Origin of the sequence: Microseira wollei NIES-4236 (assembly GCF_020521235.1) — a bacterium.
Classification (GTDB): Bacteria; Cyanobacteriota; Cyanobacteriia; order Cyanobacteriales; family Aerosakkonemataceae; genus Microseira; species Microseira wollei.
This window is the reverse complement of record NZ_BLAY01000639.1, coordinates 1-309: the sequence shown is the minus strand read 5'-3', so window position 1 is coordinate 309 and position 309 is coordinate 1. Positions and strand designations below refer to the sequence as shown.

Sequence of the window (309 nt, the reverse complement as noted above, 5' to 3'; positions counted from 1 at the left end):
AATATTTCGGATGCCGTGTCCCAACAAAATGCCGGACGATTTTTCAGATAAACCCGGTTTGTTTGGGGAATATTTCCAATTTTATCAACTTTGTTTCTGCCTGGGGACACGGCAATCATCAAATTTGCATTTTTCCAGAATATTTCGGATGCCGTGTCCCAACAAAATGCCGGACGATTTTTCAGATAAACCCGGTTTGTTTGGGGAATATTTCCAATTTTATCAACTTTGTTTCTGCCTGGGGACACGGCAATCATCAAATTTGCATTTTTCCAGAATATTTCGGATGCCGTGTCCCAACAAAATGCC

General features: G+C 41.1%; 1 protein-coding gene. It reads right to left on the bottom strand.

Features of this window, described 5'->3' with window-relative positions; genetic code table 11:
- Positions 1–309: hypothetical protein (locus MiSe_RS50100; RefSeq protein WP_226595086.1), on the bottom strand; the 309-nt coding region annotated here is incomplete at both ends.